Source organism: Methylotenera sp. 1P/1, from assembly GCF_000384355.1.
Lineage (GTDB): Bacteria > Pseudomonadota > Gammaproteobacteria > Burkholderiales > Methylophilaceae > Methylophilus.
In genome coordinates this window covers 2,185,325-2,211,254 of the sequence record NZ_ARWC01000001.1, presented here as the reverse complement: position 1 = coordinate 2,211,254, position 25,930 = coordinate 2,185,325, and the positions used below count along the sequence as shown (strand labels likewise).

The 25,930-nt window shown below is 44.1% G+C and carries 26 protein-coding genes and 1 pseudogene; 12 read left to right on the top strand and 15 right to left on the bottom strand.

From position 1 onward, the window contains the following. Position 1: 1 nt before the first annotated feature. The 6 genes from A3Q3_RS0110645 to purM all read right to left on the bottom strand — a co-directional run bounded on the left by A3Q3_RS0110645 (position 2) and on the right by purM (position 6,103). Positions 2-538: a GNAT family N-acetyltransferase gene (locus A3Q3_RS0110645; protein ID WP_020183576.1), complete on the bottom strand. Its 537-nt coding sequence runs from the start codon at positions 536-538 to the stop codon at positions 2-4. An 11-nt stretch (positions 539-549) separates the two neighbouring features. Next, entirely contained in the window at positions 550-1,791 is a 1,242-nt protein-coding gene (locus A3Q3_RS0110640) for a dicarboxylate/amino acid:cation symporter (protein WP_026361879.1), read from the bottom strand. Positions 1,792-1,794: 3 nt separating this feature from the next. Then, entirely contained in the window at positions 1,795-3,120 is a 1,326-nt protein-coding gene (locus tag A3Q3_RS0110635) for an RsmB/NOP family class I SAM-dependent RNA methyltransferase (RefSeq protein ID WP_020183574.1), read from the bottom strand. Then, positions 3,117-4,262 (bottom strand): DUF3108 domain-containing protein, encoded by a 1,146-nt coding sequence (locus A3Q3_RS14195; RefSeq protein ID WP_020183573.1) that lies wholly within the window; start codon positions 4,260-4,262, stop codon positions 3,117-3,119. The genes A3Q3_RS0110635 and A3Q3_RS14195 overlap by 4 nt, the downstream gene beginning before the upstream one ends. Continuing rightward, complete coding sequence (locus A3Q3_RS0110625) at positions 4,255-4,971, bottom strand: DUF3108 domain-containing protein (RefSeq protein ID WP_020183572.1); 717 nt, start codon at positions 4,969-4,971, stop codon at positions 4,255-4,257. Before A3Q3_RS0110625 ends, A3Q3_RS14195 begins: the two co-directional genes overlap by 8 nt. Positions 4,972-5,053: 82 nt before the next feature. Next, a complete protein-coding gene (purM, locus tag A3Q3_RS0110620) occupies positions 5,054-6,103 on the bottom strand; it encodes a phosphoribosylformylglycinamidine cyclo-ligase (RefSeq protein WP_020183571.1) in 1,050 nt (349 codons plus the stop codon). A gap of 88 nt (positions 6,104-6,191) precedes the next feature. Here purM and A3Q3_RS0110615 point away from each other — a divergent pair, with 88 nt between their 5' ends. The 4 genes from A3Q3_RS0110615 to A3Q3_RS13910 all read left to right on the top strand — a co-directional run bounded on the left by A3Q3_RS0110615 (position 6,192) and on the right by A3Q3_RS13910 (position 10,413). Continuing rightward, on the top strand, positions 6,192-7,298 hold the full coding sequence (locus A3Q3_RS0110615) for an AI-2E family transporter (protein ID WP_020183570.1): 1,107 nt from the start codon (positions 6,192-6,194) through the stop codon (positions 7,296-7,298). Positions 7,299-7,310: 12 nt separating this feature from the next. Then, positions 7,311-7,916, top strand: a complete 606-nt coding sequence (locus A3Q3_RS0110610) for a DnaA ATPase domain-containing protein (RefSeq protein WP_020183569.1) — start codon at positions 7,311-7,313, stop codon at positions 7,914-7,916. A 63-nt stretch (positions 7,917-7,979) separates the two neighbouring features. Then, positions 7,980-9,626, top strand: a complete 1,647-nt coding sequence (locus A3Q3_RS0110605) for an NAD(P)/FAD-dependent oxidoreductase (protein WP_020183568.1) — start codon at positions 7,980-7,982, stop codon at positions 9,624-9,626. Between the two features lie 151 nt (positions 9,627-9,777). Next, positions 9,778-10,413: an SEL1-like repeat protein gene (locus tag A3Q3_RS13910; protein WP_020183567.1), complete on the top strand. Its 636-nt coding sequence runs from the start codon at positions 9,778-9,780 to the stop codon at positions 10,411-10,413. A gap of 324 nt (positions 10,414-10,737) precedes the next feature. On the opposite strand, the gene ahpF is transcribed toward A3Q3_RS13910, so the two are convergent. The 4 genes from ahpF to A3Q3_RS0110580 all read right to left on the bottom strand — a co-directional run bounded on the left by ahpF (position 10,738) and on the right by A3Q3_RS0110580 (position 15,479). Continuing rightward, positions 10,738-12,321, bottom strand: a complete 1,584-nt coding sequence (ahpF, locus tag A3Q3_RS0110595; RefSeq protein WP_020183566.1) for an alkyl hydroperoxide reductase subunit F — start codon at positions 12,319-12,321, stop codon at positions 10,738-10,740. Positions 12,322-12,463: 142 nt separating this feature from the next. Continuing rightward, positions 12,464-13,027 (bottom strand): alkyl hydroperoxide reductase subunit C, encoded by a 564-nt coding sequence (gene ahpC / locus A3Q3_RS0110590; protein WP_020183565.1) that lies wholly within the window; start codon positions 13,025-13,027, stop codon positions 12,464-12,466. Positions 13,028-13,212: 185 nt separating this feature from the next. Next, positions 13,213-13,977 (bottom strand): thiosulfate oxidation carrier complex protein SoxZ, encoded by a 765-nt coding sequence (soxZ, locus tag A3Q3_RS14670; protein WP_020183564.1) that lies wholly within the window; start codon positions 13,975-13,977, stop codon positions 13,213-13,215. A 2-nt stretch (positions 13,978-13,979) separates the two neighbouring features. Beyond that, on the bottom strand, positions 13,980-15,479 hold the full coding sequence (locus tag A3Q3_RS0110580; protein ID WP_020183563.1) for a M48 family metalloprotease: 1,500 nt from the start codon (positions 15,477-15,479) through the stop codon (positions 13,980-13,982). 113 nt (positions 15,480-15,592) lie between these two features. Between A3Q3_RS0110580 and moaC the strand changes: the two genes are divergently transcribed. Both moaC and A3Q3_RS0110570 read left to right on the top strand, forming a co-directional pair. Continuing rightward, complete coding sequence (gene moaC, locus A3Q3_RS0110575; RefSeq protein WP_020183562.1) at positions 15,593-16,069, top strand: cyclic pyranopterin monophosphate synthase MoaC; 477 nt, start codon at positions 15,593-15,595, stop codon at positions 16,067-16,069. A gap of 79 nt (positions 16,070-16,148) precedes the next feature. Continuing rightward, a complete protein-coding gene (locus tag A3Q3_RS0110570; RefSeq protein WP_020183561.1) occupies positions 16,149-17,138 on the top strand; it encodes a site-specific integrase in 990 nt (329 codons plus the stop codon). A gap of 122 nt (positions 17,139-17,260) precedes the next feature. Here A3Q3_RS0110570 and A3Q3_RS0110565 read toward each other — a convergent pair whose 3' ends face one another. Beyond that, positions 17,261-18,031, bottom strand: a complete 771-nt coding sequence (locus A3Q3_RS0110565; RefSeq protein ID WP_020183560.1) for a hypothetical protein — start codon at positions 18,029-18,031, stop codon at positions 17,261-17,263. Between the two features lie 151 nt (positions 18,032-18,182). Between A3Q3_RS0110565 and A3Q3_RS0110560 the strand changes: the two genes are divergently transcribed. Continuing rightward, a complete protein-coding gene (locus tag A3Q3_RS0110560; RefSeq protein WP_020183559.1) occupies positions 18,183-19,142 on the top strand; it encodes a hypothetical protein in 960 nt (319 codons plus the stop codon). Positions 19,143-19,254: 112 nt separating this feature from the next. Here the strand turns inward: A3Q3_RS0110560 and A3Q3_RS0110555 are convergent. The 4 genes from A3Q3_RS0110555 to A3Q3_RS0110535 form a co-directional block, all read right to left on the bottom strand. Continuing rightward, a protein-coding gene (locus A3Q3_RS0110555) for an IS3 family transposase (protein ID WP_369751682.1) occupies positions 19,255-20,405 on the bottom strand; the annotation gives its coding sequence in 2 pieces (ribosomal slippage) (positions 19,255-20,168 and positions 20,168-20,405; 1,152 coding nt in all). Between the two features lie 43 nt (positions 20,406-20,448). Then, a complete protein-coding gene (locus A3Q3_RS0110545; RefSeq protein WP_020183558.1) occupies positions 20,449-21,294 on the bottom strand; it encodes a nucleotidyltransferase domain-containing protein in 846 nt (281 codons plus the stop codon). A gap of 233 nt (positions 21,295-21,527) precedes the next feature. Next, positions 21,528-22,247, bottom strand: a complete 720-nt coding sequence (locus A3Q3_RS0110540; RefSeq protein ID WP_020183557.1) for a hypothetical protein — start codon at positions 22,245-22,247, stop codon at positions 21,528-21,530. 93 nt (positions 22,248-22,340) lie between these two features. Continuing rightward, positions 22,341-23,231: a hypothetical protein gene (locus A3Q3_RS0110535; RefSeq protein WP_020183556.1), complete on the bottom strand. Its 891-nt coding sequence runs from the start codon at positions 23,229-23,231 to the stop codon at positions 22,341-22,343. Positions 23,232-23,506: 275 nt separating this feature from the next. Here A3Q3_RS0110535 and A3Q3_RS13905 point away from each other — a divergent pair. From A3Q3_RS13905 to A3Q3_RS0110510, 5 genes and pseudogenes are all read left to right on the top strand, one after another. Then, positions 23,507-23,704: pseudogene (locus tag A3Q3_RS13905) on the top strand (cyclic pyranopterin monophosphate synthase MoaC); the annotation flags it as partial. A gap of 234 nt (positions 23,705-23,938) precedes the next feature. Next, a complete protein-coding gene (locus tag A3Q3_RS0110525) occupies positions 23,939-24,388 on the top strand; it encodes a hypothetical protein (protein WP_020183554.1) in 450 nt (149 codons plus the stop codon). Positions 24,389-24,461: 73 nt separating this feature from the next. After that, on the top strand, positions 24,462-24,794 hold the full coding sequence (locus tag A3Q3_RS0110520; protein ID WP_025224451.1) for a hypothetical protein: 333 nt from the start codon (positions 24,462-24,464) through the stop codon (positions 24,792-24,794). Between the two features lie 116 nt (positions 24,795-24,910). After that, complete coding sequence (locus tag A3Q3_RS0110515; protein WP_020183552.1) at positions 24,911-25,255, top strand: hypothetical protein; 345 nt, start codon at positions 24,911-24,913, stop codon at positions 25,253-25,255. 57 nt (positions 25,256-25,312) lie between these two features. After that, positions 25,313-25,870, top strand: a complete 558-nt coding sequence (locus tag A3Q3_RS0110510; RefSeq protein ID WP_020183551.1) for a hypothetical protein — start codon at positions 25,313-25,315, stop codon at positions 25,868-25,870. The last annotated feature ends 60 nt before the right edge of the window (positions 25,871-25,930 follow it).

Here is a 25,930-nt window from a genome sequence, read left to right as displayed (position 1 = left end):
CTTAGGTTGGTAAGATAGATTTTTCAAAATACTCAAACTGAAGCCCGTGAACTCTTGGTTGCCACAAGTCCGGGGCTTCAGGAAACGGGTGCACTATACCCGTAGGCTGATACCCTTGCCGCCTATAGAATGCAATGAGTGCATCTCGCACAGTCACTACCGTCATACAATAAGCTTGGATTGACCATTGCGCAGACGCATGCGCTTCTGCAGCCTGAATGATTTGCTTGCCTATACCTTGATTCTGTATGTTGGGTTTAACCGCGATCATGCCTAATTTGGCTTTTTGTTGGCCGGCATCTTGGATACACTCACAACAAATAGTCGCAACTAGCTGTTGGTCCAACTCTCCCACCAATATAAATAAATCGGGCTGCTGAATGAGATGCACGATTTCTTGCGCAGTCGTCCGTAATCCATCCACTAAATCTGCTTCGGTAGTCCACCCCGCGCGGCTGGACTCTCCTCGATAAGCACTATTAATTAATTGGGCAACAGCCTCTGCATCTGCCAGCTGCGCACGTCTTATTTCTAACATAACGATGCCTACTATGTGATTTTTTCTGCTGTCATTTTTTGCACCACCACACTGGTAATCATATCGCCTTCTACATTCACCGTTGTGCGCAATGTATCGAGTAAACGATCAATGGGTAGCAGGATGGCGATGGCTTCCGCAGGCAAACCGACCGACTGCAATACCATGACCATGGTGACCATGCCTGCACTGGGAATGCCAGGCGCCCCCACGGAAGCCAGCATAGCGGTGAAAAACACAACCAGTTGCTGTGCAAACGTTAATTCCACCCCCACCAAATTGGCAATAAATAACGCTGCTGCTGCTTCATATAATGCGGTGCCATCCATATTTATGGTCGCACCCAGTGGCACTACAAATCCAGCAATTTCAGGCTTCACATGCAAATGCTGCGTGGTGCAGCGCATGGTTACCGGCAAGGTGGCAGAGCTGGAACTGGTCGCAAATGCAGTAATCAATGCCTCACGCGCGCCACGCCAAAACCATAAGGGCGATTTCCTTGTCACTGCATACATGATGCCGGGCAAAATCACCACGCCATGCAGTAAGGTGGTACTAACTACCACTAACACAAAAGTGAGTAATGTAGAGAGCATGGCAAAATCTTGCGTGCTGACCAGTTTGATTAATAAAGCAGCTATGCCAAATGGCGCAAGGCGCATGACCCAACCAACAATGTGCATGGTGATTTCTAGCGCTTCTTCCAGCAATTTGAGCAGATGTTGATAGCGCTCGCCACCCATTATCAATGCAACCCCTAGCATCAGCGCAAACATCACTACTGCCAGCACATTTGCATCGGCCAGCGCTTTAAACGGATTGACAAATAAGCCATGCAAAAATTGGGTAAAGAACTCGGACAAAGGCATCTGCTTCGCCTCGAAGCTTTGCATCGCATTGGCAAACATATCGATATGCAAGCCGGCACCTGGTTTGAAATACAGACTAGCTGCCATGCCCAACGTAATGGCAATCATCATAGTGAACGTAAAAAACAGCAGTGTGCTGACCCACACCTTATGAATTTGCTGATGCTTGCGTAAATTAGCAATACCCACCGCAATACTACAGAACACCAACGGCACCAATACCATTTTGAGTAAGTCGATAAACAGCGTACCAACCAAATTAGACAGATATAAGCCTGTGCTCACAGTAGGGTGCTGCGCACCCAAGCCATGAAAATAGACCCCTACCCCAACACCCAATAATGCACCCAACAGAATTTGCATATTGAGGCTGGGGAATCGCATGGCTTAGTCACTCGCCTTATCTGCTTGAGTATCGGCTTTTGTTTCTGGATTGGCGGCACGTTTTTCAAACACGGCGGCAAAAAAGCCATCGGTTTGATGAAGGTGTGGCAGTAATTTCAAATATTGGCCAGTATCCAGTGCAATATGGTAATGCGCTAACACCTCGTTAGCGGGTATCAAGCTAAACTCTGGGTTCGCCTCTATAAACGCTTCCACAATCGCTTCATTCTCATCACGCAATAGGCTACAAGTGGCGTAGATCAAACGTCCACCCGCCTTAGTTAACTTAGCGGCACGGGCCAAAATAGCCGATTGCTTTTGCGTCAGCTCCAGCACATCTTGCTCGGTTTGGCGCCATTTCAAATCTGGATTACGACGCAATGTACCCAACCCACTACACGGTGCATCCACCAGCACGCGATCAAACTTACCATTCAAGCGTTTGAGCTTAGGATCCTGCTCACTACTAATGACTTGGGCATGCAAATTAGACAAGCCTGAACGTTTTAGGCGTTGGCCCAAGTTATGCAAACGCTTTTCTGACACATCGAACGCATATAAACGCCCTGTATTTTTCATCAATGCGCCGATGGCTAAGGTTTTACCACCAGCACCCGCGCAAAAATCGGCCACCATCATGCCGCGCTTAGGCGAGACCAAATAACTCAGTAATTGGCTACCTTCATCCTGCACTTCAATCTTGCCCTCGGTAAACAAGACATGGCGGTTGATATTCAATTTGGCACCCATACGAATACCAATGGGAGAGTATGGCGTCGTCGCAATCACATTATCTTTCACGGTATTTTCGGCCTGCATTTTTGCCAGCACCTCTTCACGTGTCGCCTTAATGGTATTCACGCGCAAATCCAAGCTGGCTTGCTCAAACATGCTACGGCAAATGGTCAAAGCTTCAGTCTCGCCATATTGTGCTACCAATTTATCCCAGAACCAATCGCGCACATCGGCCTGTACGGCAAGTGGCAAATTGTCGGTAGATTTCGCTTTAATCGCAATTGCCCACTCTTTTTGCTGTTCGGTCAATATGTCGTCCAACTCGCGCAGGCTTTTGCCTTGTACGCGCAACAACCACGCCAAAATCAATTTACGTGCATCATCGGGGTCATTTTCCTCGTTAGCCGCAACCACACTCAAATAACGCAGGCGGCGCAAGACGCCATACACACTCTCGGCGACAAAGGCGCGCTCTTTAGTGCCTAACTCACGGTGGTTGCGAAAAAATTCGCCTAACTTGGCATCGGCCGGGCTGTTAAAATCCAGCAAATTGGTGAGTAACATCGCCGCTTGGCGCAATAAATTCGGGGTCATGGTAAAAGGGTTTCGTTTTCTATCGTTTCAAATTTCAATCTGGTCGCAATCTGCTCAATCACAGTACCATCTTTTTCGGTTTTTCTAATTTTTACTGGCACATATTGATAATCCATGGCCAGCCATAATTCTGTTTTATCTTCGGAATCTGCTTTGGCATGCTGAATATGGTAAGTGTTTACCGTGCCAAATTTCAGTTCCAGTAATTCCTCGCCTTCAAATCCATAGTCGTACAGACTTAATTTTCTGCCATTGGTTAAATACATTTGCATATCCTCCAATGGCGGTGCAAACATAAATTGGTACATAAAACTCAAAAAATCTTGTATATGCCCTGCTTTTACGTTGTCGGCAATAGGTACTTTTTTGGTACCTTTGGTGCTTTGTAGCGCCACCTCTTTATCTACCCAATTAAAACTGGCCTGATAGGATTTTTCTTCACGCGCACCAAATTTGTATAGGTAATAATCTGGCAATAATCCAGCCTCGGTCACTTTACCTTGGCTGGTTTGCAATAAATCCGGATAGACCAGACTAATTAACCCTGTCAGACTGACACTCCAAGTCAGTTCATAGCGTTGATCATTGCTTTTAGCGTAGCGAATTTTAGCCGTCCCCACCCGCTCTGGACTGTGATTCACCAACACATCAAAATCTGTTTCAACCATGGTAAAAGGCTGAGGCTTCTTCACATCAGCAGTCGTATCCGGCAAAGTGAGCGCTTGCTCTGCTTCAGCACCTGCTGCCTCCGGCGCTATTACTTCTGACGACGCTACTTCAACCACAGCTTCATCCACCAGCGGTTCAGAAGATGCTGGCGCATAAGTGGTAGATTCCGGCACAGGTTCTGCTACATTTTCTGTCACTGCTTCTGGCAGTTCTTTCACTGCTGGTTCAGCCTGCGTCTGCTCATTGAGTGCAGTTTCCGACTGTTGCTGCGCAGCAACTGGGTGAGGAGGCAACGCCACTAGCTCGGCATCTATCGACTGAAATGGGCTGGGAAATTTAGATAGCGTTACCCAGCCAGACTGGTCTATGAATAAAAAATGTAGTAGCGTAGAGAGCAGAACAGCATATCCAAGTCGCTTTGTCGTTGGATCAAACCACCAAGCCTTGATGCTATGCCAGTTCAATTTACTCAATAGTCATTTTCGTCAACAGTTGCTCAATAGTCGCACCATCGTCCTGCACCACAATTTTGACGGGCAACGCGTATTTCTCTGTGGCTAGATAAATCTTCTTCGCATCGGCATCATCTATTTCAGTCAGCTCCAATACTTTAAATTCCCCAGCGGGCGTGACCAGTTTTGCGCTCTGCGCACTCACTTGATATTGATGCGTTCTTAAACGCTTACCAGTGGTAACCGGCAGTTTCAGCTGGCCCACTACTGGCGGCTTAAACATAAATTGATACATCACGCTTAGCAAATCTTGTGTGCCAGGCACCAATGCGACCTGCTCTTTGTTACCCTTAACTTGCATGCTTAACATACGTGCTTGCCAGTCAAAATCATTGATCAGCGTTTTCTTAGCATTGGTACTTTGTAGCGATTCAAAGTGTTTGGGACGCAACCCCTCTTTGGTCACATCACCTTGGCTTAGCAACTTGCGCTCGCCCAGTAAGGCATAGACGCCGCTACCTTTGGTGATGGATTCTAGTTTGTATTGCTTGCCACTTTGGGTATAGGTTTCTGTCACATGACCAAAACTCTGCCCATCACGTTTTACTTCGTAAACCAGCTTGACCGATTTGGGCGCCGCATACGCAGCTTGCACCGTGCCAACCAACACCGCCATGACACACACCCAGATACGCATTTGTTTTGCGATATATAAATTTCCATTATTCATTTAATCACTCTCAACTCTTAGCATGATGAACATGGATAACGCATGGTCAGCGATTTAGACAACAAGCTACACCATCATCCGATTAAACTACTAATGTCGGTGCTTCACCCACGTGCTGCGCGCGAATGCGGCCTATCGAATACACAGTCTCTCCAGCCTTAGTCAGAATTTCCGTAGCTTTTTCTGCATCAGCAGGTGCAAGCACTACTACCATGCCAATGCCGCAGTTAAAGGTTTTATACATTTCAATATCTGCAATATTGCCTTGCGCTTTTAACCATTGGAATAATGGTGGCAGCGTCCAGCTACTGGCTTGAATTTCTGCCGTTAAACCTTCCGGTAATACGCGCGGCACGTTCTCCGTAATACCACCACCGGTGATATGCGCCATGCCCTTCACCGGCATCGCTTCCAACAAGGCTAGCAAGGATTTCACATAGATCTTAGTCGGCGCCATCACCACATCTTTAAATGGTTTGCCATGAAAATCCGACTCGAAATCAATGCCGGATTTTTCAATCAGTTTACGAATCAATGAATAGCCATTGGAGTGCGCGCCGCTTGAAGCTAAGCCCAACACCACGTCCCCTTCGGCAATCGTACTGCCATCAATCAAGTTGGCTTTATCCACACAGCCTACGGCAAAACCGGCTAAGTCATATTCACCGGCCGGGTACATGCCTGGCATTTCTGCAGTCTCACCACCCACCAAAGCACAACCTGCTTGCTCACAGCCTTGTGCAATACCTTTAATCACAGAGGCTGCTGTACCGACTTCTAGTTTGCCGCAAGCAAAGTAATCGAGGAAAAATAATGGCTCAGCCCCTTGCACCAAAATATCATTGACACTCATGGCAACCAAATCAATACCAACTGTATCGTGCTTATTTAACTCAAATGCCAATTTAAGTTTAGTACCCACGCCATCTGTGCCAGACACCAAAATCGGCTCTTTAAATTTTTTGGGTACCGCAAACAAAGAGCCAAACCCGCCAATACCGCCCAATACTTCCGGGCGCATGGTGCGCTTGGCAAAGGGCTTGATTTGCTCTACTAAAGCATCGCCTGCTTCAATATCTACGCCGGCATCGCGGTAGGTAATAGAGGTGTTTTGGTCTGATGGTGTGCTCAAAATGCGTCTCGATTCAATTTATTGCGGGAACTTTGAATTAAACTAAGTTAATGTCAGTATAATTTTAAAAACGTAATTTTAACTCACTATGGCTAATCAACCAAAAAACAACGCAGAAAATAGCAAAAACGCGCCACACAAACGTGACTACCGTTGGTTAGTGTTTATGGGGCTCATCGCTTTTGTGGTTTATTTGCTTAGCCCGATTCTGACGCCATTCCTGATTGCAGCTGTCTTAGCCTATATTTGCGACCCGCTGGTGGACTGGCTAAGTGACACAAAAGTGGGCAAGTATTCCATGGGGCGTACCATCGCCACCACCTTAGTGTTATTGGGATTCTTGCTTGCGATCGTTATCTTGTTTTTAATTTTAGTCCCTCTATTGCAAAAACAATCGTTACTCATTGTAGAACGCTTACCCGTGATGGTGGATAACCTACGTCATTCTGTAGAGCCTTGGCTACAGTCTAAACTAGGCATTAGCATGGCGATAGACAGCTCCCATTTGCAAGATATCATCACCAAAAACTGGAAAACCACTGGAGATATCGTCAGCGAAATATTAAAAACGGCAGGCACGCAAGGCTTGGCTTTTATTGGCTTGCTGGCTAATTTATTTTTATTCCCTATCGTGTTCTTTTATTTATTACGCGATTGGGATGAACTGGTCTCCCATGTAGGTGAATTGATTCCGCGCGATTGGATTGATGGCGTCACCACCATTGCTAAAGAGGTCGACCAAGTGGTGGCCGAATTTTTGCGTGGGCAACTGTCTGTCATGTTGGCGCTTTGCGTATTTTATAGCATCAGTTTATGGCTGGTCGGCTTAGACATGGCACTTTCCATTGGCTTGATTGCTGGCTTACTCAGTTTTGTGCCTTATTTAGGGTTTGCACTTGCATTTATTTTGGCCGTGCTATTGGCCATTTTGCAGTTCAGCTCTTTTGCAGAAGTTGTACCGGTATTGATTGTGTTTGGATTAGGCCAGTTTATTGAGAGCTTTTTCCTAACACCGCTGCTGGTGGGTGAGCGTATCGGTCTGCATCCGGTGATTGTGATTTTGGCTTTATTGGCTGGTGGTCAGCTGTTTGGCTTTGCCGGTGTATTGTTGGCGCTACCTGTCAGCGCAGCGATTGCTGTCGGTTTGCGTCACACCAAAGACAATTACCTGAATAGCGATGCCTATCTAAAATAAGTTGCAACGACCATGAAGCAACTATTACTGGATATTCAACCCCCAGCGCCGCCTAGCCTGCACAACTTTGTGGCGGGCAATAATCAAGAAGCCATCAGCAATCTATATGCAGCCATTCAAGGCACGGCACCTAGTCGATTTGTGTATATCTGGGGCGAGCCCGGTAGCGGAAAATCGCATTTACTTGCAGCAGCACAAACACTCGGCGCGCATATTGCGGACGATGTGCACTTGTTAAGCGAGACAGCGCAGATCGCACTATTTAACCGCTACAATCAACTTAAAGAGCAAGGCGAAACCTTGATTACGGCTGGGCTATACGCACCCACACAAATGGGATTGCGCGATGACTTAGCCACCCGATTGGCGTGGGGACTGGTGTACCAATTACACCCCCTCACCGATGAAGAAAAAGCGCAAGCACTGAAATCGCATGCGCAAGAACGTGGCATGCGGCTACCGGATGAAGTAGTCGATTACTGCCTACGCTATTTAAGACGTGATTTACCCACACTGATGACAGTGCTAGACGCTTTAGATGAATGGTCATTGACTGAAAAAAAACCGGTGACCATCCCCATGCTTAAAAAACTATTACAACTGGATTTAGGTATTTAGCTGATTGCATGCCCTGTAGTAAAATGTCGTTTTGATAGATAACTACTATCCTCAAGGTTAACCATGCTACGTATTACAGAAATTAAACTCCCTATTGAGCAAGCCGATACGCTCAAACACCAAGACGATCAAATCAAAGCTGCGCTGCTTAAACGCTTGGATATCCCGGCTTCTGATTTAATCCAATTTTCTATTTTCAAACGCGGCGTAGATGCACGTAAATCGCATGCGATTTTGTATGTGTATAACTTAGATGTACAAGTTAAAAACGAAGCCAAAATTCTGGCCAAGTTTAAAAAAGACCCGCACATCAAACCTGCGCCAGATACAGAATACAAAGCGATTACCAAAGACAGCCATGTCAACACGCCCCGCCCCGTGGTGATTGGCTTTGGCCCTGCCGGTATCTTTGCTACCCTCATTCTTGCACAAGCCGGGTTTAAGCCTATTGTATTGGAGCGCGGCAAAGAGGTACGCAAACGCACGCAAGACACTTGGGGTTTGTGGCGCAAAAGTGTGCTAAATCCTGAATCTAACGTGCAATTTGGCGAAGGTGGCGCTGGTACATTCTCTGACGGCAAGCTCTATAGCCAAATCAAAGACCCTAAGCACTATGGGCGCAAGGTCATTCAAGAGTTTGTGAAAGCTGGGGCGCCGGAAGAGATTTTATATGTGAGCCATCCGCATATTGGCACCTTCCGATTGGTGGGAATGGTAGAAGAAATGCGTCGCAGCATTATTGCGCTGGGTGGGGAGATTCGTTTTGAAAGCCGCGTAGACGACATTCATATTGAACGCGGACAAGTGCAGGGACTGACACTCCATAGTGGCGAAACCATTAGTACCCAACACGTTGTGCTGGCTGTGGGACACAGCGCCCGTGATACGTTTGAGATGCTACACAAGCGTGGTATTTATATTGAAGCCAAGCCGTTCTCTATTGGCTTCCGCATGGAGCATCCGCAATCACTCATTGATAAAGCACGCTATGGCAAGAGCTTGAGCTCCGACTTACTTAACAAGGTGGGCGCAGCCGATTATAAGCTAGTGCATCACGCCAAAAATGGACGTAGTGTCTATAGTTTTTGCATGTGCCCCGGTGGCACCGTGGTTGCGGCAGCCTCAGAGCCAGAACGTGTGGTTACCAATGGCATGAGCCAGTACAGCCGCAACGAGCGTAATGCTAACGCTGGTATTGTGGTGGGTATTACACCAGAGATAGATTTCCCGCCAGAATCAAGCCCCTATGGCCCGTTAGCTGGCATGGCGTTGCAACGTCAGTTGGAAAGCAATGCCTATGTAATGGGGGGCAGCAACTACAAAGCGCCAGGACAACTGATTGGTGACTTCTTGGCAAACCGTCCATCCACCCAATTGGGCGAAGTGATGCCGTCTTACACACCTGGCGTGCACCTGACCAATTTAGATACCGCGCTGCCAGAATTTGCAATTACCGCCATGCGCGAAGCCATTCCAGCGTTTGCCAAGCAGATCAAAGACTTTGACTTTCCCGATGCTGTACTCACAGGTGTGGAAACACGCACTTCGTCACCTATTCGTATTAAACGTGATGACGACACGCTGCAAAGCATCAACACCAAGGGCCTTTTCCCATGTGGTGAAGGCGCAGGCTATGCCGGCGGTATTTTATCTGCCGGGGTGGACGGGATTAAAGTGGCAGAAGCGGTGGTGCTGAGTTTGATGAGTTGACTTGTTTCTTTAAGTTGTTTACTCAAGCATACTAAAGTCTTAGCAGTCACACTGTCCTGTGATAAGGCCACCGAAATAGACTGACATGTTTGCTGATTTTAAGATGACAGCGACTACCCTCGGTGTAAATCAAATATAAGGCTTATATTTTATGTTACATGTATTTAAGAATCTTTTTTTATGTCTTGTATTCATGAGTGGTTATTCGCAAGCAGGCGAATTGGATGCTTGTTATCAAGCTAATTTCACGCAGATTGATCGTATATTAGATTTGCCGCCAGACGTTATTGGGCTGGTCTACGCAAATAGTCATGGTGATTGGAATCTAAACGCCTTAGCTAAAGAAGAAAAAGAGCAACTTCAATCAGGTAAGCTTTATCTAGGCATTTCAGATAGAGGTGGCCCATTTTCTTCAAGCTGTTCTCCTTCTGGAAATGAAGCATCATTGAGACTTATAATGGCGGCGGCTAGCGATGAATGTATTTTAGTTGCTATAGAACATGGTGGTGCAGCCCATGGTGCTGGCATGAGGGTCTTTCTGCGAGAAAGTAAAAGTTGGGTGCGTGGGGATAAATTCGACCATCCAAGAGCACAGCTTGTTTACTCAGGCAAATATGATACCGATTTACCTTCGTTTATCTCACAGGCCAGCTATGAGCTAGGAGGTGCATTTAAGTATGGACAGGGCGTAAAAAAGGACCTTACTGAATCACTAAAGTGGTATTTACTTGCTGCCAATCAAGGTCACAATAAAGCTCAATCTCAATTAAGTCACAATAATGAGTAGATTGCCGCCTTTGTCTTTACCCCTTCCAGCTTTTACTCACCACGTCAAAGACATCATTCTATAAATTCAGAGTCTCTAAACCAGCATCAGTTCTCACGTTCTATTGAGCAAATGCAGTTGTATCACAGTGCAAAAGAGAATATGTTGCAATTGGGAAGTAAATCACATGGTTTTAATTTGTTTCGGTACTCATTGCTTGGGTATTACTGACAGGCGGTTCAACTTAAGCATAGATTAGGCGTAAAAAAGGGTGGCATCACGCCACCCTTTTTCTTTGGAACTTAACGCTTACGCTTACTTCACTACTGCTTTACTACTTCTTAACTACTGCCTAATCATGTAATCAAACGCACCAAGTGCCGCTTTAGAGCCTTCGCCCATGGCAATGATGATTTGTTTATATGGTGTGGTTGTCACATCGCCCGCAGCAAATACGCCCGGCAATGAGGTTGCATTATGGTGATTGACTTCAATCTCACCAAACTTACTCAAATTGATTGTGCCTTTTAACCAATCGGTATTGGGCACTAAGCCAATTTGCACAAACACGCCATCCAACGCCAAATGTTTGGATTCACCCGTGACGCGGTCGGTATAGGTCAAGCCATTCATTTTAGTGCCGTCGCCCGTCACTTCTGTGGTTTGGGCGCTGGTAATCACCGTGACATTAGGGAGTGTATGCAATTTTTTCTGCAATACCGCATCGGCCTTCAATGTCGTATCAAACTGCAATAACGTAACGTGGCCGACAAAATTAGCCAAATCAATCGCAGCTTCTACACCAGAGTTACCCCCACCCACCACAGCTACAGGCTTACCTTTGAACAAAGGACCATCACAGTGCGGGCAGTATGCTACACCTTTACCACGGTACTCTTTTTCACCTGGCACATTCAGCTCGCGCCAGCGCGCGCCGGTCGCCAAGATCACCGATTTACTTTTGAGCGTAGCACCGCTGTCTAATTTCAGCTCAATCAAATCGTGATTTTTATTACCGTCTTTACCTGGCTCGCTCAGGGCATTGGCACGTTGCAAGTTAATGATCTCAATATCATACGATTTCACATGTTCTTCCAACGCAGCCACCAGTTTTGGCCCCTCGGTCTCTTTGACAGAGATAAAGTTTTCAATGCCAAGCGTATCCATCACTTGTCCGCCAAAGCGTTCTGCCACAATGGCAGTTCTAAAGCCTTTACGCGCAGAGTAAATCGCTGCTGACGAACCGGCTGGACCACCACCCACGACCAATACATCATAAGGGGCTTTTGCATCTAATTTTTTCGCCGCACGTGCTACCGCGCCAGTGTCAACTTTGGCCAAAATCTCCTCAAGCTCCATACGGCCAGCACCAAATACCTCACCATTTAAAAAGATGGTGGGTACAGACATAATGTCTTTTGCTTTGACTTCATCCTGATATAAAGCGCCATCAATCATCACATGGGTGATATGCGGGTTAATCACAGACATCATATTCAACGCTTGCACCACATCCGGACAGTTATGGCAGCTTAATGAGATATAAGTCTCAAAATGGAACTCGCCTTCAATCGCTGCAATCTGGTCAATTTTTTCTTGCTCCAGTTTCATCGGGTGCCCGCCAGTATGCAACAACGCCAACACTAGCGAGGTAAACTCGTGCCCCATCGGGATACCAGCAAAACGAACGCCTACCGCTTTCGCCGCATCTTTGTGGTTGGCAGCACGACGTACGGCAAATGAGGGCTTGCGCGCATCTGCTTCATGCACCAGCGTAATTTTGTCAGACATGCTGGCAATCTCTTCCAACAGCTCCTGCATTTCTTTTGCGCCAGCGCTATCGTCTAATGATGCGACCAATTCAATTGGCTCGCGTAGCATCTGCAAATAACCTTGTAATTGCGTTTTAATATTGTTTTCTAATGCCATGATGACTCTCTTCAATCAATAACACCGTAAAAGGTGCGTGGAAAATAAAAGGCATTATCTTTTGAATAATGCCCTTCTCTTTTGCCGCCGCTCTAAGATTGTGTCTTAAAGTGGCCGTGATTACTCACTTACAGGCAGTCGCTTAAATCTTACCAACCAAATCTAATGATGGCGTTAATGTTTGTGCGCCTTCTTGCCATTTAGCCGGGCATACTTGACCTGGATGGCTAGCTGTAAATTGCGCTGCTTTTAATTTACGTAATGTTTCTTTTACATCACGTGCGATTTCATTGCTATGGATTTCCAGTGTTTTAATCACGCCTTCTGGGTTAATCACAAACGTACCACGTAGTGCCAAACCCTCTTCTTCAATATGCACGTCAAATGCACGTGTTAATTGGTGTGTAGGGTCACCTACCAGTGGGAATTTTGCTTTGCCCACAGCTGGTGAAGTCTCATGCCACACTTTGTGTGAGAAGTGTGTATCGGTTGTAACAATGTATACTTCTGCACCCGCTTTTTGGAATTCAGCATAGTTGTCCGCTGCATCTTCTACTTCTGTAGGGCAGTTAAATGTAAACGCTGCAGGCATAAAAATAATCACAGACCATTTGCCTTTTAGGCTAGCTTCCGTCACTTCAATAAATTTACCGTTATGAAACGCTTGCGCTTTAAATGGTTGTACTTGTGTGTTGATCAGTGACATGGTTATTTCCTTTTTTCTAGTGGTTTATAAAATCTATGTACGCATTGTAATGATGCGTGATAGTTAAGTAAAATTGATTGTATTAATTGGTGTGATAAATTTAATTTATGCATAACAAATGTACGCTGCTCGATATGACAGTTTTACACCCCCGAAGCTCGAACTGCCCAAGCTCGGCTAGTGAGTTAAACAGCGACCGCTATCTGCCCCTGACCTGCATATCCCATATTATCCTGCCATTTCACCATGATTTGGTCACCTAGTTTGGCACCCGTCACATAAAACGTAAAATAGGGGTTTTTGGATATCGCTGTACTGCAATGCGCTTCAAGCACCACTTTGTCATGTAAGGTGGCCGTGATGGTTTGCATAAAATGCGCTGGGATGATTTCTCCTGCGGCATTCTTACTGCGCCCGGTGGTCATGGGGTGCACAATAATCAGCTTCACTTCTGTCACCTCCCCCACCAGCCTAGCGCGCATTTTCATGCTAGGTTCAAACTTTGCATCGGTGTCCGTTCCGCCACAGCCATCTTCTAGCACAATTACTTGCTTGCTTGTCGTGAAATAGCGATCACCTACTTTGGCCACCACTTTTACTTGTGAAGTTTGCGCCATTTTAATCCGTGTGACCAACTTGGGCTGCGTACCAGCGGCAAACATCACATTAGCAATCAGCGGGGTGGGGTTGTCAGCCACAAACAATGCCAGTGCTTCGGTGTTAGGAATACGACTTACCATTTCGATTTGCACCACGGCACCATTTTCAGCTTTATCGGGCGCAAGCAGTGATATCTGGTCACTGGGTACTTCCGTCTGAATAGAAAGCCCTGCTGTGGCTTGCTGTAACGTGCTCGCTTCAAAAGCAGCCTTATTCCAAGCTGCGGCAATGGCATTCACGGGCAAGAGCATTAAACCAAACAGTGATTGCAGAAACGTACGACGTTGCATGGTTATCCTTTTGCCTCTTTTTCAATATTTTGTTGACGGCGCAGCTCTTTGAGCCTTGCTTCCACAATAGAGCGTTCATAAAAATTGCCATCTTTTGCTTTAGCGGCAAGCTCCATTTGCTCCACGGCACGGTTCACATCATATTGACGATAATACGCCTCGGCTTGAGCCTGATGCTTTAACAGCACTTGGCCTTTCATGGTGTAGGCTTTGGCCAGCATATCGTAAAAATGCGCATCATTCGGAAATAAACGCAGCTTTTCGTTAATCAACTTTACTGCTTTATCGGGCTGCCTGCTCTCCAAATAGCTATCTGCATAACCATACACCAACGCACGATGCTGCGGATACTTAATGAGTGCTTGTGCATAAATAGCTTGTGCTTTTGCCAGCTGCTTATTGTTTATCTCAATGGCTGCGGCTAAGGTTTCAAAATTGGGGTGCGCTGGCGCATTGGTTTTTAACCATTGCATTTCGCGCGCGCTGTTCACGCCATCGTTTTTGCGCAGATAGGCATAGGCTAAACCATAGTGCTCGGCTACCTCGCTATTAAAGCGCCGCTCACGAATATTCTCTTCAAACTCGTCAATCGCGGATTGGGGAAACCCCAAGCCTGCACGAATTTTTGCACGCGCCAGATAAAAATCCAGACTATCTTTTGCTTGCTTGTAAGACAAGTTCTGTACACGATTCGAGACATCGGCAATACGTTCAGCGGTTAACGGGTGCGTACGTAAAAAGCTAGGCGCACTGCCCTCCACAAAGCGTGTACCACGTTGCATGGTGGTAAAAAAAGCAGGCATCGCACGCACATCAAACCCAGCGCCATCTAAAATGGCTAAGCCCACCCTATCAGCTTCACGCTCATGTTCGCGTGTATAGTCCAATTGACGTTGCATCGTAGACGCAGAGGCAGTCACCATGGCACCCGTCGCCAATTGCGGATTTGATCTCGCCACCAGTAAAGCCAGCGCAGTGGCTGCAATATTTTTAAAGGTATCGTACTTTTGCGAGGCCAGCATACGCGCTAGGTGACGTTGTGTCACATGCCCAATCTCATGCCCAAGCACACTGGCCAGTTCCGATTCGTTATTGGCAGCGATAAACAAACCAGTGTGCACACCAATCACACCGCCCGGCATCGCAAACGCATTAATGCTGTTGTCATTCACCACAAAAAAGTTAAATACTTGTCTTTTATCTGGGCTGGCTGCGGCCAGTTTATTGCCTAAGGCCTGCAAGTAGTCGGTGATTTCAGAATCTTGCAGTACCTCATCACTCACATACACCTCGCGCATGATTTGATCAGCAATCCGCTGCTCATCTTGCGGCGAAAGCACAGTTTGCGAAACATCACCCAAGTCTGGCAGGTCGCTAGTGTAATCACGTGGCAAGTTGGTATCCAGCGTACTAGGCGGCTGATAAGGCTTGCCTGTAAGTGTGGGTTGCTTGCTTTGCTCTGCCGCCTGTACTGCTGGGGCGGTCAACCCCGCCGCTAACATGCATACCCAAGCCGTATGGCGTAATCTTGTATTTGAAATATATCTACTCATTGTTATTATGATAATGACTTTAATCAGCAAGTTCACGCACATTTCAAAATAGAAGGTAATCCATGAGCAAGTTAACGCACCTGAATGCACAGGGGCAAGCCCATATGGTAGATATTGGCGACAAAGCTTCTACCAAACGTATTGCGGTGGCTAGCGGAGACATCTCCATGCTACCGGCCACGCTACAACTCATTACCCAAGGCGATGCTAAAAAAGGCGATGTGCTAGGCATTGCACGCATTGCCGCGATTCAAGCCAGTAAAAAAACATCTGACTTAATTCCACTGTGCCACCCCATTGCCCTCACCAGCGTGAAAGTACATTTTGATGTATTGCAAGCCGAATCCAGCATCCGCTGCCAGGTGACCTGTGAAACGGTGGGGCCCACTGGCGTAGAAATGGAAGCACTGACTGCAGTACAAGTGGCGTTGCTAACGATTTACGATATGTGCAAAGCGGTGGATAGAGGCATGGTGATGCGCGATATCAAATTGCTGGAAAAGCATGGCGGCAAAAGCGGGGACTGGGTTGCTGGGTAAGTAACTACTAACATCACATGCTTCGGTAAAAGTTAAATTTAAAGTTTTGTCCAATTTCTGTCCAATCAAAGGATTAGAAATGGCTTCAATCAGAAATAGAAATGGTAAATGGCAGGCAAGAGTTGTTCGAAAAGGTATACCCACGATAGCAAAAACTTTTTTAATTAAAAGTGATGCTGAGAAATGGGCTAGGCAAATTGAAAGAGACATCGATAAGGGAAGCTATACCAATATTTCAATTGCTGAAAAAACAACTTTCAAAGAAATCATTCAAAAATATATACGTGAAGTTACTCCCAGCATGAAAAGTAATACTGAGGACACTATCAGATTAAATGCAATCTGTAGAAAATCTATAGCAAAATTGTCCATGACTTCTCTATCACCATCCAAGATAGCAGATTACAGAGATGAAAGACTTAAGTCTGTCTCTGCTGGAACAGTAATTAGAGAGCTAAGCTATTTTTCAAGCATTATTAATCACGCAAGACGAGAGTGGAACATTAATATTGATAACCCAGTTTCTCTGGTCAGAAAACCCCCTTCCCCTGCAGGGCGTTCAAGAATACTTAGTCCAAGTGAAAAAGAATATTTGCTTGAAGCATTAACCGCCACTCAAAAGAACCGTAGAAATATTTGGATGAAACCATTAGTCGAGTTTGCATTAGAAACAGCCATGAGAAGAGGAGAAATGCTTTCATTGAGATGGTCGAATATCGACTACACAAAACAAATTGCATTTATTGCTGACTCCAAAAATGGAGAAAGTCGATATGTACCCTTATCGAAATATGCAGTCAAAATATTACAAGACCTACCGAAGAGCATTGATGGGCGAGTTTTTCCAATTAATGATTTTTGTGTCGCGGCATACTTCATGAAAGCCACAAAGCGAGCTGAAATTGAAGATTTTCATTTTCATGACTTAAGGCATACATCTATAACTAACTTGATGGGGAAAGTTTCTAATCTCATTGAGTTATCTGCAATATCTGGGCATAAAACCCTATCTATGCTCAAGAGATATACTCATATTAATGTTGAAGAAATCGCAAAAAAACTTGGTTAAAAGATTGGCTTCTAAAATACTCTTTCAATTTTCATGTGATGTCTTTTCTTAATTCATACCTTTAATTTTTGAAGCATGGTTTTAGAGATAGCAAAATATTCCTTTCCTGAGTTAGGCTCTTACTAAATCTCAGTGTGTATGTCATCTAGTTTGATTTTTCCTAGCATACTCAAAAATGCATCCAAGACATCCTGAACAAATGGCAGTTTCTCGTTATAAGGCACAATTAATAAGTAAGCCCTAAGCATGCTGAATACTCTGCTTTGATAGGAAGTGAAGAAGTAAGGCTCAACTTCAACTTGAGACGGATACCCTACAGGGCTGGCGTATAGTATTTTATTCCGCTGATTAGCTGTTTGCTGAATATGTTTAACAACATCTTTAACACCTTTAGAGCTTGCAAACTCATCTAAGTACTTTTTGTAAGATAGTCGCTTCCCTTCACTGGTAAAAGTAAAATTTAGTGGTGGAATTGGCTCGTATGTCATTTTGTTGCCGTTAATCGTTTGAGTCACACTTAAAGCAACACTCTTTACTTTGTTAAGCTCCTTGATTGAAAGGTCAATTACTATTCCAAGGTCTGTAGTCATCGTCTGTAAATATCCAGAAATTGCAGAAAACATTGGAATTACAGCATGCTTATGTTGGTGTCTCCAAGGGTCTAGATTATGAGCATTTGTATATCCCTTATCTTTGAGACATTGCATCAATCCTGAAGCTGCTTCCTCTTCGGCGGTTATGTATCTGAATACACCCATTGAGCTGTCAACAGGGTAAAGCTTCTCACCGAGTCTGAGGTGATTGATAGCTGACCTAAAGTAATTCCTAGCGTGTCCGTTTGGCAAGGCTTCAAGTAAGTCTAAACAGTGCTCATCAAAAGAATGAAGTTCCATACCAAGCTCCCCCTGCAACAGCGAACAAATCAACGATGAGAAAGTTATATCATAATTTTCGGATGTGAATTGATACTTTGTGCCAGTTACAGGGTAGACCTAAATGCACACCTCAACTAAGCTATGCTTTTGAAAAGTTTAGGAGCTCTTAATGTCTTGGTTAATTGACCGCTTATACGACCAATATGAGCTACCAATCGCAAGGTTTGCATTCCAAGGCACTACTAATTGGATGAGAGCTCTAGCCATTCTGGTGGACACTAACGCGTTTGAAAACAATTCTTTGCGAGCATTTTATGCAGGTCAGGCAAGACGTGCACCTAATGAAGAGGCTGATACTTTAGCATTTGAATGTCTACTAATGGCGCTGCACAATGCTGCTTCATTAGCCAAGCTCAGTGATTTAGATGAACCATACTCTTGCGTAAGGTCTGCAATAGTATCTTGGTATTACTCAATTTACTATGCAAGTAAAGCAATGATTGCTGCAACTAATGGGGCTGACCCACAGAGCCACAGTGATACTGCAAAGATGTTCCAATCGGCAATTGTTGATAGAGGTTTTGTAGTTAGCCCTTTTCATTTCAGCATTAAAGATTTAACAACTGCAAATATTGATTCACAAATTACCAGACTAAGAGCTGGTAATAATTTTGACTTGAATGAGTCTCCTAGAAATACTGCTGAAGCTCTTGGTGGAGCTCTATCGTATTTAAATGGAACAGCAAAATATAGGCAGGAAGAAATAGAAGAGAAAGTGAGAGACACGGCACAATTTAGGGCTTTGGGTGTTACAAACTTTAGAACTAAAGCTGCTAGAGCACTTCGAGATGACAAGTTATCACCAGCGTATGTGAACTTCCTTTTAGAGGCATTCAGGTATCGTGGTAAAGCAAACTACAGAGATGCTATATATTTGTCTTATGGTGCAGACAGAACGGCTGCCCTTACTCAACTCACAGAAGATTTAGCAACGGTATCAAAAGCTTTTATTAACATGTCAGCTCATTACATATCTAGACGAGTTGTGCGCGGTAATTGGGATAGCTATGCTGATGACATAAATTCTAACGCTCGCTTTACATTACCTATAGACTTAACTTTAGCCTAGTTCAAATAAGCAAATCATGATTTGTTCGCTATGTAAATCTGAAGCAGAACTCAAAAACTCTCACATTATCCCTGAGTTTCTTTATAAAACGATGTATGAATCGCCACTAATTTTATAGACACTCTTCAGCCGTTTTCTTGAATTGGTTTTCGTAGTCTATCGGAGATAGCAAGTTATTGGAATTATGACGTCGTTTTGAGTTGTAGAACAACTCGATGTAATCAAAAATATCCTGCCTTGCATCATCGCGATGATTGTATATTTTGCGTTTGATCCTTTCCCGTTTTAATAATTGAAAGAAGCTTTCAGCCACAGCATTATCGTGGCAATTTCCGCGTCTACTCATGCTGGACTCAAGGTTATGTGCCTTCAAGAATATATCCCAATCCTCGCTGGTGTATTGGCTACCTTGGTCAGAATGTATCAGCACTTTATGTTTAGGTTTCCTGCGCCATACCGCCATCAGCAATGCATCCAACACCAGCTCTTTAGTAATGCGCGATTGCATGGACCAACCCACAATGCGTCGTGAGAACAAATCCATGACCACAGCAAGATAGAGCCAGCCCTCATGGGTACGGATATAAGTAATATCTGTTACCCATGATTGGTCTGGCAATGTGGGATTGAATTGCCTATTTAACGTGTTGGGACTGGTTATATAAGGCTTGCCACCATAATGCCTAGGCTTACGGTAGCCCACCTGCGCTTTTAAGCCGTGTGCATGCATCAAGCGATAGACGCGGTTAACCCCAATACGCTCACCCAGTGCACGCATATCACTATGTACTTTACGATAGCCATATACGCCACCGGACTCTAGCCAACATTGCTTAATCAAGCCTGTTTGGCGTTGATCGTTCTTATGGCGAATTGAGTGCGGATGTTTTAACCAGGTATAGAAGCCGCTGGGATGCACCTCTAGCATCCTACACAGCCATCTTGTCGGCCAACAGTCCTGATGATCTTTGATAAAGGCATACCTTACTCGGACTGCTTTGCGAAGTATGCCGCGGCTTTTTTTAATAGATCACGCTCTTCTGTGACACGTTTCAGCTCTTTACGTAGCCGGTTGAGTTCAGCTTGTTCCGCATGTTTGGTTTGGTGGGTTGCTGCGTCGGGTCCGAACTTCTTCACCCACGCATAGAGGCTGTCAACAGTCACATCAAGTCGCTTTGCCACATCGGAGACTGTATACCCCCCTTCAGTGATTTGACGGACTGCTGCTAATTTGAATTCTTCTGGATATCGTTTACCGCTCATTTGTCGCCTTTCTTTGGTCGCCATTATTACGGCTCAAAGGCGTCTAGTAAACTAGTGGCGATTCATCCTTCCATGTTAGAAAACTCTCATATACATCCAATATGCTTTCCCATTCATCAAGAAGTTGATTGTCATCAAGTCTTTCTAATCCTGCAGCGAGTCTTTCAATGGGTGTTTTGTTACAAAACTCAACAAGCTCTTCGACTTTGCCTACTGGCCAGGTAACCAAAGGCAACACTGTACCAAACACTGTAAGCATCCTACTAAACTTAAGATTAATATTCTTCTTCCTCCATGGCCTTTGAGGTTCGTGTCTCCTTTCCTCGTAATTAAGACATAAAGTCCGCCAATATCTTAAAAGGTCATTTAATAGAAATAGTGGTCGAAATGATGCTTTACCTTTCCCATCCCTATAGTAATGTTCAATAATGCTTGTTAAGTGTTGGTTGTATAAAACCTCATTGACCAGCGGCTTACTTTCCAACATTAACAACATCCGCACAGTGAATAAATTTTCAACATCATCTCTCCTTGAACCCGTCCTATTCTTTAGCTCATCAAGAAAATGTATCTTTAAGTACTCACCGTCATTACTAAATGGAGGGAATTTTAATTGTTCGTTTAGGCTGATTAGCCTTGAAAAAAGTGTGTACTCAAATAATCTACTTTCTAACTTTTCCTCTTTAGTCGCTAATACAAAAACATCCAAATCAGATTTCTCACCCGTTTCAAGCCTAGCAAGTGAACCAGCACAAAAAATTGAAAGAGAATCATCCTTCAATGTGTCATCCTCATTAGCCAACTTCTTAACGATATCTAATTTTTCAAGTGAGCATTGTCGACGTTTATTCAGCGGAGAATGTGACTCAAGAATTTTTGTAAATGACATTTTGCTTCCCTAAAGTTTTTATTGTGAATAGGAAATACAATTGATTTTATTTTAAGTACTTAATTACAAAACAGATAATATCCTAGCGTCATCCATATACCAAATAATCAGCATGGTTTATAAAATCAATCTGTTTGTATAAATTCGATTAAACAACTTTCAAATTCATGTTGAAACTCAGGCCATTAGTGGGATGGATGAATTTAGAGTTACCGAAAATATAATAAAGACATTTAAGGGTTGAATTGGAAAGGGAAGCGTCCGGCGAATGGTAACTGTTCAGAATTAGAAAAAGATTTGTTCTGTATACTAGCAATTTCTTCTACTATATCTTTCATAAAATTTCCCTCTATTGCGAGTAAACCTTGCTTAACTTTTGCATCATTTTCATATCGGGTGTACTCCTCATCACTAATTTTTCCTTTTGACTGCTTTAACCAAGATGCCGGGTAACTAAATTCATAAAGTTCTGGTAGTAAGTTAGGATTTTTTGCAACCACTTTTGGATAATCAATATACTCTTTAATACGTTGGTTTCTCTTTAACTCTAGAGTTTCACTTACTATTGCCACTTTCTTTTTTAAATGCTCATAATCTGCAGGCCTTAGCTTTCTTAATGCTTTTGCTGCACTCATATGCGTTGATAAACAATTTGGAATATCTATATGAAAAATGTTTGTAATACCAAGCTGTCTAATTTCTTGCCTATCGTTCCTTATAGGGGGAGGCATATTTGTTTGGATTGCATTGCATCTAAGGCTCACAAGATAAATGTAATCACCTATTAGGCGACTTCTTAACTGCTCGTAGTTATTATCAAGCTCGGTTTTCATAATAGCCAACTGCTTTTCTTTATTTGCTATCTCCTTAGTTAATTTATCTTTTTCATACACTGGTACAACTGTATATAGGTATATGAAAATTGTGACTGCCAATAGACCGACTTGTGACATATGACTTGCTCGTGATAGCAAAGAATCAATAGTCGAGGTTTTTAATCTCTCTGTAATTGACCCTTTGGAATGTCTTCTGAAATTTTTCATTTTTTATGTATTATCCATCCAGTTAATTTTGGTTAGATGTCCATGCTTATTTTCAATATCAAGTGCCTTAATAAGTTTGAAGTTGCTTTCATTTGAAAAAAACTTTTTTCCATAGCCCAATATATCCTCTGCCTGCAGGAATAATGTGTCAATTTCACCCAGCTCTAGCGAAAGCTTATTTAGAGCTGGAGTGGATAAAGTTGATGGATTTACATGTTTTAATGAGATTACGGTCGAATAGATTTTTTGGATTAGGATTTGCCTTATGTCAAAATTAAGGACTTCCAAACCGTCTAAATGTCCGATTATTAAAGTTTTGTAAGCAGACGATGAAACACCTACATTCATGGACGACTCAAGCTCTCGTTCTTCTTTAGTTTTTAAGACATCTTTTGTTACTGAGGTCTCACCTTTGGCAGCCCTCCGCTTTAAATTCCTAAAAATGTCTTCAGTGCACTCTGTCTCAAGTCTAGTAATTGTTTTGCTTAACCAAAGAGCTCCATTCGTCCGCGTTTTAATCTCATGTACCCTTTCGATTAAAAGGTCTGTGTTTTGGATAAATTCTGAGATAATTTTAAGCTTAGACTCTCTTTTAATTCGCTTATCTAATGCAGCAATTTGAGACAAAAAGGTATCGCCACCCCATTCAAGTCCGCACTTACTACCCACTAAGGTTTCAAGATTATCTACTGTTTCGACAACCCAACCATTTTTGTGAGGTTGATGGCAGTCTTTTTTGCCACAAGGGTGCTTATCGGGGAAAATGCTTTTTGAGATTATCTTTTCAATTTTATGTTTTGAAGTGTCAATTTCGGGTCTGAAATTAGGCCGTTTAGCAACTTCTGCATAGTCATAAAACATCAAAGGAGCTTCATTTTCATAGTTGGATTCCAATAACCTCTCCTAATAAAATCAATAGCTAACTGATTATACTAGTGCCACTATACAATAGTAACCACAACATATAGTGTTTTTCATACAATTAAGGACATTAAACTTTTGCAAGCTGTGTTAGGTAAAGCCCATCCTGGTTTAACACAATATTTTTTTAACGAACTAAATTGGGAGTAACTGGAAATAAACTACAATTGTAAGGACGAAAATTGGTCTGTTACGTCCAATTTACGTCCAATTTAAACTCAGAATATTGGGGAAAACAATTTTTTAACGAATCCAGCATCCGCTGCCAGGTGACCTGTGAAACGGTGGGGCCCACTGGCGTAGAAATGGAAGCACTGACTGCAGTACAAGTGGCGTTGCTAACGATTTACGATATGTGCAAAGCGGTGGATAGAGGCATGGTGATGCGCGATATCAAATTGCTGGAAAAGCATGGCGGCAAGAGTGGGGACTGGGTTGCCAAGTAATCACAACCATGCCAAGATAACTCAACAAAACCTGCGCTATATACAAGGTGTGTTTGTGATTGCAACAACCGATTATTCAGGTGTAATAAAAATGAATAGCGCATTGATTTAATGATAAATTTATTACTTCACAACAGATTAGACACCTGTCCAACTAAATTTTTAGGGACGGATTTGGTGTCTACTTTACGTTATGCTGCATAAGAGTATTTCTCAGAAACCGGAGAACAATAGATGAGCAAGCTTGATGAGCTCACCTCGGCATACAGGGAACTGGCAATCCAATTCAAGGGCGCCAACTCCCCCAGCCTTACTCAACTAGCTGAAGCTCTAACCAACGGCATAGACCAGCTTGAGGCCATAAAAGGCGTAAAGGCATCAGCCCTAGTAGCCGGCTTGGAGCAGGGACTAAGAGAAATTCCCATGAGCCTAAGCCACCTTCCAAAGGTGGAGCGCCTAGCAGCATACAAGCTTTATCGACACGCGGTTGAAGCTAACGCCAACTCCTTCTTCCGGTCAGAGGCAGAGCATCTAAGTAAAATTGTCGCGCGGGGAAAAATAAAAGGTGAAAACGAATGGCACATTGTTCGGCACCAAATTGATCTTCTAGAGCAGAGCTCCCCTTCCTCAAGTGAGCTATCTGTTTTTTACCGGCTGGCAGATGCATATGAAGCAGCCGCATAACAAGTCAATGCAGCCGACACCGTACCGGTGTGGCTGATTTCCAACGTTAGGCTATTAATAGATACACACGGAAATGAAAAATATGCAATTAAATGAAATAGCTGAACTCGCGCTGAAAATTCGAGAAAAATACCATCTGTTGGAGAAAAAGCATCATGGAAGTGAGTGGACTATTGAAGAAGATGCACTGGCTTTCTTAACTGACGCTAGCTTAGTCGGTCGTCTCACTATGTCCCAGCAGGGACGCTGGCCATCTGGAGACGAAGACTTATCGCAACTCAAACACAAGCTTGGAGAAAGTGTCTGGTGGTTAATAGTGCTATCACAGCGAATGAACATTGACATTTGCGAGGTAGTGGAAACGTTTCTAAAGAATACAGAAGATAAGTTGAGCAATATTAAATAGTTTTTATGTTTATCAAAAACCATACTAATCAAAATTATGCCTAACCCATCATTCAAGCGGGACTGGCTAAAGCCAGCCCCTTAATTCAAACGTTAGCCTTCTTATCGGAATTGCAAATGAATCTTCAAGAATTTATTAAAACAGCACTCACCGAAATTGTTGCTGGCGTAGCAGATGCTAGCAACGCAGCTCAAGAACACGGCGGCAGTGTCGGCTCTATGAAGCTCTATGGATACTTAAAAGACAACAAAATTCTTACCAATGAAACTGGTCAGCCAATTACTACAGTCGAATTTGATATTGCACTTGCTGAAGCAAACTCTAAAGACACCAAGGGAGGCATTGGCGTTTATTTAGGTGCTGTTGGTTTAGGATCTCAAGGCGCATCTCACGGTGAGGCATCAACACACTCTCGCATCAAATTTTCTGTGCCAGTAATTTTACCAAATGCAAAAGGCTAACCCATCATTCAAGCGGGACACGCTAAAGCGTGCCCCTTAATTCAAACGTTAGGCTCCATGAGACTCAACGACCACATCGCAGCCTTTGCTCAAGCCGTTGGCACCGGAGCAATTGAAATCTACAATGAGTTCAGCCTGCAGCATGAGCTTGGGCTCTATCTACGTTCACAGCTTGTCGACTGCAAAGTGCAGTTCGAACGGAATGTCTCGCACTTCAACCTAATGAAAGCAAACTTTGAAAAGAGAGAAATCGACATTGCCGTAACGTCTTCTTCCGGTGAGCGCTTGAGCGCGATTGAGCTGAAGTACCCACGCAACGGTCAAGTCCCAGAGTCAATGTACGGTTTCTGCAAAGACATTGCCTTCCTAGAGCAGCTCGTGTCGGCAGGCTTCCAGTCTGCGTATTTTCTCGCCGTTGCAGATCACAAATTGTTCTACTCGGGAGCAACCGAAGGAATCTATGGGTTGTTCCGCAGTGGGACGCCCATCACTGGAATGATTTCCAAGCCGACAGGAGCCAAAGACTCTAAGGTCACAATCACTGGCTCGTACACAGCATCGTGGTTGCCGGTGTCCGGGAGCACAAAGTTTTGCCTTGTCCAGGTGGGAAACTAGCATGGTTATGACCCAAAATAATGTGTGTATCACCGTCAAGCCTAACCCATCCATCAAGCG